Annotated in this window: 6 protein-coding genes; 2 read left to right on the plus strand and 4 right to left on the minus strand. The window is 73.2% G+C overall.

Going from position 1 to position 8,697, the window contains the following annotated elements; genetic code table 11:
* Positions 1-8: 8 nt before the first annotated feature.
* Positions 9-1,292 carry a VWA domain-containing protein gene (locus tag E1193_RS27645; RefSeq protein WP_132186114.1) on the minus strand — a complete coding sequence of 428 codons (1,284 nt, stop codon included), beginning with the start codon at positions 1,290-1,292 and terminating at the stop codon, positions 9-11.
* Positions 1,293-1,677: 385 nt separating this feature from the next.
* Positions 1,678-3,342, minus strand: coding sequence for a phospholipid carrier-dependent glycosyltransferase (locus E1193_RS27650; RefSeq protein WP_132186115.1), 1,665 nt, complete (start codon positions 3,340-3,342; stop codon positions 1,678-1,680).
* Positions 3,343-3,427: 85 nt separating this feature from the next.
* Between E1193_RS27650 and rsmI the strand changes: the two genes are divergently transcribed.
* Positions 3,428-4,276, plus strand: coding sequence for a 16S rRNA (cytidine(1402)-2'-O)-methyltransferase (gene rsmI, locus E1193_RS27655; RefSeq protein ID WP_132186116.1), 849 nt, complete (start codon positions 3,428-3,430; stop codon positions 4,274-4,276).
* Between the two features lie 138 nt (positions 4,277-4,414).
* Here rsmI and E1193_RS27660 read toward each other — a convergent pair whose 3' ends face one another.
* Entirely contained in the window at positions 4,415-5,341 is a 927-nt protein-coding gene (locus tag E1193_RS27660) for a hypothetical protein (protein WP_243707939.1), read from the minus strand.
* A gap of 131 nt (positions 5,342-5,472) precedes the next feature.
* Here E1193_RS27660 and metG point away from each other — a divergent pair, with 131 nt between their 5' ends.
* Positions 5,473-7,275, plus strand: a complete 1,803-nt coding sequence (gene metG, locus E1193_RS27665; RefSeq protein WP_132186117.1) for a methionine--tRNA ligase — start codon at positions 5,473-5,475, stop codon at positions 7,273-7,275.
* Positions 7,276-7,314: 39 nt separating this feature from the next.
* Here the strand turns inward: metG and E1193_RS27670 are convergent, their stop codons facing one another.
* Positions 7,315-8,541: a hypothetical protein gene (locus E1193_RS27670; protein WP_132186118.1), complete on the minus strand. Its 1,227-nt coding sequence runs from the start codon at positions 8,539-8,541 to the stop codon at positions 7,315-7,317.
* Positions 8,542-8,697: the final 156 nt, after the last annotated feature.

The raw sequence follows: 8,697 nt of genomic DNA on the forward strand, positions 1-8,697 counted from the left end.
ACGCATCCTCAGTTCTCCCTCCACGTGGCCACCCACCAGCGGGTGAGCAGGCCGGCGGCCAGGCCGGTGAGCAGGCCGGCCAGGGTCAGCAACACCAGCAGCACCCAGCCCCGCCCGAGGTCGGGCGCGGCCGGGGCGGGGGAGGAGGCGACCACGTCGATCATCAGCTCGACCGGCATCCCGGGGGTGGCGCGGGTACCCGGCCGGGGGGCGAAGGAGTTGCTCACCACCAGGCAGACCGTGGTGGCCGCGACAGCGCCGCTCGGCTCCGGCGTCGGGCCCGCCTCGTCGGCCGGGTCCTCGGCGGCCGACCAGCGCAGACCGGCGGAGACCACGTCGGTACGCCCGCTGCCGGCGTCCACCCCACGGACCAGTTCCCGGCCGTCGGTGGCTGTGGCCCGTAGCAGCATCCCGTGGTCCCGGTTCACCGGGCGGTCCAGCGCCACGCTCACCGAGGCGCGTAGCTCCTGGCCGGACCGGACCGGCACCCGGTACCAGCGGTGCTCGGAGAAGGCCTCCCGGTCGCGGTAGACGCCGGGGCCGAGCAGCGGCGCGCCGTCGCACGCCGACCGGCCGGCGACCACGGTCGGCGTGGCCGTGTACGTGTCCCGGGCCCGGTCGACGAGCTGCTTGATCCGGCCGGTCAGCTCGTCGGCGCTCTGCGCCGCGGTGTACGTGCCGCCGGTCGCGGCGGCGATGCAGAGCAGCTGCCGGCGAACCTTGGCGTCGGGGGCCAGGCCGAGGGTGTCGACCACCAGCTTCGTCCCCTGGGCGGCCAGCTCCCGGGCCACCTCGCAGGGGTCCGGCGGGGCGCAGGTGTCCTCGCCGTCGGTGATCAGCACGATCCGCCGGGCGGTGCTGCCGGTGCCGAGGTCCTTGGCGGCCTCGCGCAGGGCCAACCCGACCGGGGTGAACCCGGTGGGGCGCAGGGTGGCCACCGCCGCCTTTGCCTGTACCCGGTCCACCGGGCCGACCGGGACGATCTGCTGGGTGTCCAGGCAGCCCTGCTTCTTGTCCTTGCCCCGGTACGTCGCGCCGAGGACCCGGATGCCGAGCTGGGTCTCCGCGGGCAGCGCGTCGACCACCTCGTTGAACGCCTGCTGGGCCACGGCGATCCGGCTGCGCCCGTCGATGTCGTTGGCCCGCATCGAACCGCTGACGTCGAGCACCAGCTCGACCTTCGGCGGCTCGGCGGGTGTCTCCTCGTCCGTCGCGGCCGGCGCCGGACCGGTGAGTGCGGTCGCCGTCAGCAGCCCGATCAGGGCGGCCGTTGATCGTCTGAAGTTGATCACCGAGCGGAGTGTAGGGGGCGTCCACTGAGGACGATCATCCGGGTCGTGGTCGGCGGTGGCGGCCCGATCGGCGGCGATCGCCTGTGACCGACAGGGTTGGCGCGGTCCGGCGCAGGCTCCTCGGAGGAGGCCGCGCCTCCGATGCGAGCGGGGCCCACCGTCAGCGACTCACAACTGTCCGTCAGGTGCCGGATGTAAACCTTTTGCTCGACCGTGCATCCGTCAGAAATCTGACCCAAGTCGACCCGTTGTGCCGCTGCCCAACCGTGGCTAAGCTTTGTCTTGCACGCCCCAATCGCCCGCTTCCCCCGTGGCAGGCGATCGGGGCGTGCTTTTATGTGCGCCCCCCGGTGTCCGTGACCGTGACCAGCGTTCCCGCCGACCGTCAGATCCAGCGGCCGTCCAGCCACATCCGCGCGGACCAGTCCTGGTACGGCAGCGTGTTGCCCACGAAGATCGGATAGAAGTAGGCGAAGCAGAGCGCCACCAGCAGCACGTACGCGCCGACGATCACGCCGCCCACCAGGCGCCGGTCGGCCCCCTGCTCCGGGTCCGCCACGATCGACCCGTCCGGGTTGGTCGGCGTGACGATCGCCCCCAGCACGTAGACCACCGCCAGCACCAGGAACGGCAGCGCCGGGGCGGTGTAGAACGAGAACATCGTCCGGCCGTCGAGGGCGAACCAGAACCAGGGCAGCAGCCCGGCGGCGACGCTGAGCAGGATCGCGCCGGCCCGCCAGTCGCGCCGGGCGATGCCCAGCCAGGCCGTGGCGGCCAGCGCCGGCAGGAACGACCACCAGAGCAGCGGCGTGCCCAGCAGCAGGATCTCCTCCGCGCAGCTCGGCGCCCCGCAGGCGCCGGCCCCGGTCCAGTGGAAGGCCACCGGCCGGCCGAGCAGCAGCCACTGCCACGGCCAGGACTGGTACTTGTGCCGGGTCTCCAGGCCGGTGTGGAAGTCGAACGCCGCCTTGTGGTACTGGAACAGGTTGTTCAGCGCCCCGACGATCGGGGTGTCGCTCAGGCCCGGCACGTGCGGGTACCGCTCGGCCAGCCGGAAGTGGCCGTTGTCGCCCAGCAGCCAGCCCGACCAGGTCGCCACGTACGTCACGACCAGCAGCAGCCCGGCCAGCACCAGCCAGGGCAGCTCGTCCAGCAGCGCGTCCCGCCACGGACGGCGTACCCCGACGGAACGGCGGACACCGACCTCCCACAGCAGCGCCAGCAGACCGAACACCGGCACGAAGTAGAGCGCGCTCCACTTCACCGCGACCGCACAGCCGAGCAGCACCCCGGCGGCGAGCCGCCACCAGGGCCAGGTGCGCCAACCGCCGGCGGGCCGGCCGGCGGCGCCAGCGACGGACGGGTCGAGCCCGTCCTCCAGCGCACGGGCCCAGCGCCGTCGCCGGGAGTCCCGGTCGAGCACCAGGGCGCCGAAGGCGGCGAGCACGAACAGCAGCAGGAAGATGTCGAGCAGCGCGGTGCGGGAGAGCACCAGGTGGAAGCCGTCCAGCGCCAGCAGCAGGCCGGCGGCGCAGCCGAGCGTGGTGGAGCGGAACAACCGGCGCGCGATCCGGGTCAACATCAGCACCGACAGGATGCCGGCGAGGGCCGCCGCGATCCGCCAGCCGAACTCCGGGGAGGTCGTCACCAGGTGGCCGGGCACGCTGATGTTGTGCTCCTGGTCCTGGTAACCGAAGGCCCACTCGCCGAGCCCGATCAGCCACTTGCCCAGCGGGGGGTGCACCACGTACGACGGGCCGTTGTCCTTGTAGTTCCACTCGACGCCCTTGTCGATCAGCCCGTAGGCGTCGCGGGCGTAGTAGATCTCGTCGAAGATCTTCCCGCGCGGGTGACTCAGGCCGAGCAGGCGCAGGATCGCGGCGATGGTCACCACCACGATCGTGGCCACCCAGGAGTTCACGTCCAGCCGGGCCTCGACGGTGGCCAGCCGGCGGCGGACGACCGCCGGTACCAGGCCGCCCCCGGTGGAGGGCGCCCCCTGCTCGGAACCGGCCACGGTCGCGCTCTGTGCTGTCGACGCACTCGTCACCCGCCGATCGTAGGCTCTGGAGGTGCCCGGTGGGGGTCCGTCGTCTCCGGTGCTGGCACATCCATCGATGAAGGAGTGTGCGCTGGTGGGTGAAATGTCCGAGAATGGGCGGCTGGTTCTGCTCGGTGCGCCGCTGGGCAACCCGGCCGACGCCTCGGCGCGGTTCCGCGAGGTGCTGGCCACCGCGGACGTGGTCGCCGCCGAGGACACCCGCCGCCTCACCCGGCTCGCCCGGGACGTCGCGGTCAGCGTGCCGGGCCGGATCGTCTCCTACTTCGAGGGGAACGAGGAACGACGCACGCCCGAGCTGGTCGAGGTGCTCACCGCCGGCTACACGGTCGCCCTGGTCACCGACGGCGGCATGCCCAGTGTCTCCGATCCCGGCTACCGCCTGGTCCGGGCCGCACTGGACGCCGGCGTGCCGGTCACCGCCGCGCCCGGCCCGAGTGCGGTGACCACCGCCCTGGCCCTGTCCGGTCTGCCCTGCGACCGGTTCTGCTTCGAGGGCTTCCTGCCGCGTACGCCCGGGTCCCGCCGGACCAGGCTGCGGGCCCTCGCCGCCGAGGAGCGGACCCTGGTCTTCTTCGAGGCCCCGCACCGGATCGCCGGCGCGCTGGCCGACCTGGCCACCGCGTTCGGCGCCGACCGACCGGCCGCGCTCTGCCGCGAGCTGACCAAGACGTACGAGGAGATCGTCCGCCGCCCGCTCGGCGCGCTGGCCGACTGGGCCGCCGAGGGCGAGCCCCGCGGCGAGATCACCCTGGTGGTGGCCGGGGCGCCGGCCCGACCGGCGGAACGCCCCGACGACGAGACGCTGCGCGCGGCGGTGGCCGCGCGGGAGGCCGGCGGCCTGTCCCGCCGCGACGCCATCACCGAGGTCGCCACCGAGTACGCCCTGCGCCGCCGCGACGTCTACACCGTCGTCCACACCTGACCCGCCAACCCCGGCTCCCCCTGGCCCACCAGCGGCGTTGATCATGATTTTGGTCGCGCGCCGCGCCGGCATGGCGTGACGACAGCTTCATGCTCAGGCGACAGCTTCATGCTCAACGGGCAAGGGCGCCGATTCGGGCTACCAGGCGGCGACCAGGAAACCAAGGGTGATCAAGGCGGGGCCGGCCCAGGCCGCTGCCGTGGCCCAGCGGCGGTGCCGCGGATCGGCGAGTCGGGAGGCGCCCGTCGCGCGGGTGATCCCGGCGCCGCAGCCGGCCACCACCAGCAGGCCGAGCAGCCAGCGCAGGTGCCGGCCCACGCCGGTGTCCACGTACGCGGTGTCGTCGTCAGCCCCGGTCATCCGGGCCGGCAACGCCGTGCCGATGGTGCCGCGCGCCTCCGGCACCCCGCTGACCCGTACCCCGTGGACGCGGAACCGTTCCCGGTCGGCCGTGAAGATGCCCCGGCAGCGCTGGGTCAGGCCACCCCCGGCGCAGTCCGTGACCACCACGGTCCCGGCCGTGGCGTGCCCGACCGCCAGCCAGAACGGACCGGCGCTGACCCAGGCGAAGAAGACGGCGACCAGGCTCAGCGCCAGCAGCGCCGCCAGCCCCCGCACCGGGTCCGGTGGGTGGGTGGTGCGGGGCGCGCGGGTATGCGCCGGCGCGGCGGGCGGTCTCCGTGCGCGCTTCGGCTCCTCCCGCAGGGGCGTGCCGTCCCAGTGCACCTCCTCGATCGGGGGCCAGAAGAACCCGCCGTCGTCCGCCGTGGCCGGGTCGCCGTCGGGCTCCGCGCGCTGCCCGCGTGGCCGGCGGACCGGAACCCGGCTCGGCACCGCGTCGACCGGCGCCCCGGTCGTCGGCTCGACCTCCCCGGGCGGGTCGTCCTGCCCCGGGTGCACCCGGGGCTGCGGCGCGACCGTGCCGCCGCGGGCCGGCCCCGGCTGTTCCGGCGGTCGCGGGGCCGCGCCGGCCACCGGGCCGGGCTCGGTCGGCTCCTGCGCCCCAGTGCCGGGGGAGGGTTCGTCGTGTCCCGCTCGTCTCGCCGCCACGGGTTCATTGGACACCCCGGCTGCTTCATCGAAGGGCAGCTCAGGCCGCGTGTCGGTGACAAATCGGACGGCTGTTCGGCCGGCGGGCGTGGGACGCGCCCTATTGGTTCGCGGGCAGCCCGGCCCGGTCACTAGGCTTGCTGGTCATGAGTCACGTTCTCGCCGCGGTCGCCTGGCCCTACGCCAACGGCCCGCGCCACATCGGCCACGTATCCGGATTCGGCGTTCCCTCCGACGTCTTCGCCCGGTACATGCGGATGGCCGGACACGACGTGCTCATGGTCTCCGGCACCGACGAACACGGCACCCCGATCCAGGTGCAGGCCGACGCCGAGGGGGTCACCCCGCGCGAACTGGCCGACCGGTACAACCGGATCATCGCCGAGGATCTGAAGGCGTTGGGCCTCTCCTACGACCTGTTCACCCGCACCACCACCCGCAACCACTACGCCGTGGTGCAGGAGGTGTTCGCCGGGCTGCACCGCAACGGCTACATCGTCCCCAAGGTCACCACCGGGGCGATCTCCCCGTCCACCGGCCGGACCCTGCCCGACCGCTACATCGAGGGCACCTGCCCGATCTGCGGGTACGACAGCGCCCGCGGCGACCAGTGCGACAACTGCGGCAACCAGCTCGATCCGGTCGACCTGATCAACCCCAGGTCGAGGATCAACGGCGAGACGCCGGAGTTCGTCGAGACCGAGCACTTCTTCCTCGACCTGCCCGCCCTCGCCGACGTGCTGCGCCAGTGGCTGGACACCCGCGAGGGCTGGCGCCCGAACGTACTGCGGTTCTCGAAGAACCTCCTCGACGACCTCCAGCCCCGGGCCATCACCCGCGACCTGGAGTGGGGCGTGCCGATCCCGCTCGACGGCTGGCAGGACCGGCCCGACAAGCGGATCTACGTCTGGTTCGACGCCGTCATCGGCTACCTGTCCGCCTCCATCGAGTGGGCCCGCCGCACCGGCGACCCCGAGGCGTGGCGCAGGTGGTGGTCCGCCGACGGGCAGGGCAAGGCGGCCCGGGGCTACTACTTCATGGGCAAGGACAACATCGTCTTCCACTCGGTGATCTGGCCGGCGCTGCTCAGCGGCTACTCCGGCGAGGGCTCCCGCGACGGCGCCCCCGGCGAACTGGGTCGGCTCAACCTGCCCACCGAGGTGGTCTCCAGCGAGTACCTGACCATGGAGGGGCGCAAGTTCTCCTCGTCCCGCAAGGTCGTCATCTACGTCCGGGACTTTCTGGAGCGCTACGACGCCGACGCCCTGCGCTACTTCATCGCCGTCGCCGGCCCGGAGAGCAACGACACCGACTTCACCTGGGCCGAGTTCCTCCGGCGCAACAACGACGAACTCGTCGCCGGTTGGGGCAACCTGGTCAACAGGTCCATCTCGATGGCGGCGAAGAACTTCGGCGCGATCCCGCCGGTCGACCCGGCCGGGCTCACCGAGGCCGACGAGGCGCTGCTGGCCACGGCCCGCGCCGGCTTCGCCGTCGTCGGTGACCTGATCGCCCGGCACCGGCAGAAGCAGGCCATCGGCGAGGCGATGAAGGTCGTCGCCGAAGCCAACCGGTACCTGTCGGAGCAGGCCCCGTGGAAGCTCAAGGGCGCCGACGACAAGCCGCGGATGGGCACCATCCTGCACGTCGTCCTCCAGGTGGTCAGCGACGCCAACACGCTGCTGACCCCGTTCCTGCCGCACTCCGCGCAGCAGATCCACGAACTGCTCGGCGGCACCGGGGTTCACGCGCCGATGCCGGTCATCGAAGAGGTCGACGACCTCGACGGCGGCCCGGGGTACCCGGTGCTCACCGGCGACTACACGGTCGGGGCGCGCTGGGAGTCCGTTCCCGTGGTGGCCGGCCGGCCGCTCGCCGCGCCGAAACCGGTCTTCCGCAAGCTCGACGCGTCGATCGTCGACGAGGAACTGGCCCGGCTGACGGGCTGACATCGGCGGGCGGGCGGCAACACCCCCGCCCGCCCCGGCTTATGCGAGCGGGTACGGCACGTCCACCACCCGGTCGTCGGTGACCTCCGGCCCCGGCGCCCACACCTCGTACACACCCCGCTCCTGGCACTGCGCGCCGGTGTCGGCCACCGCGTCGGGATTTGGGGCGCACAGCCGCAGCCGCAGCCAACCCGACTCCTCCCGCAACACCTGGCAGCGTGCGCCCCGCCAGTACGCGTACCGCAGCCGGCGGGCCACCGACTCCACCGGGTACCGGGCCGCCCGGGTCATCGCCAGCACCCGGAACCCGCCCGGCAGGTCCGCCACCGCCTCGTACTCGGCGCCCGCGTAGCCGCCGACCAACTGCGTGGAGCGGGCCGCGTCGCCGGTCGGCAGGTACTCCTGGTCGGGGGAGAGCCCCGGCACCCCGGCCAGCAGGTGCCGGAACCTCGGGCCGACCATCCGCAGCCAGCCCCGCTGCTCCGCCTGGTAGCTGTAGAGCACCACCTCCGCTCCGTCGGCGGTGTACGCCACCAGGGTCGCGTTCGCCGGCAGCGGCAGGTCGGCGAAGTCCCGGGTGACGAACTCGGGGATGAGCTGCCCGCTGCTCGGCACGAACCCGGTACCCAGCACCGGCGGGCCCACCCGGTCCCGGGGCGGTAGCGCCGGCAGGCCCCGGTGCGCCGGACCGACCGGCACGTCGTAGTCGGACGGGTCGACAGCCCGCCAGCGCAGCGCGTACGCCACGTCGCCGGCAACCGCGCCGTCGCCGCGCAGCACCGCCAACCCCGACGGGGTACGCAGGTGCGCCAGGTCGTGCTCCCGGAAGCAGAAGCCGTGCGGCAGCCAGCCCCGCACCACCCCGGCGAGCTGCCCGGCGGAGATCACCTTCACCATCCGGGTGCCCCGCCGCACCACCGCCGAGGCACGCACCGCCACCAGCGTCGGATCCCCCGCGGCGGCCGGCTGCTGGCTGAGCTGGTGTACGTGCGACCAGCCCCGCTCCCGGTGCAGCGGCACCAGCAGCGGCGCCTCCGGCTCCTCGGTCGGTACCGTCGCGCCGTGCACCGCGCTCACCTCGGTGACGTGGACGAACCGACGCCACGGCATCGCCGTCCCGGCCCGGGGCGCCCATTCGAAACCCGGGGCCTCCTCGGCGCTGAGCAGCTCGTACGCCGCACCCCGGGCAATCTCCTCCGCCGGGTAGGTCGTGCCCTCGAACGTCACGTGCAGTCCGGTGCCGCGGGCCTGGGGAGTGACGGTCATCCTGCGGACAGTAATCATGTTCGATATCGGGCGGGTGAACAGTTCATGGCGTCCCGGAGATACCGCCGGCGGGCGGTGTGTGATGCTGGCCGCGATGAGTGAGCGCACCGAATCCCGCAAGCAGCGCGCCGCCCGCCGGGCCGGGGAGTTCCCGCC

The organism is Micromonospora sp. KC606 (assembly GCF_004348675.1).
Lineage (GTDB): Bacteria > Actinomycetota > Actinomycetes > Mycobacteriales > Micromonosporaceae > Micromonospora.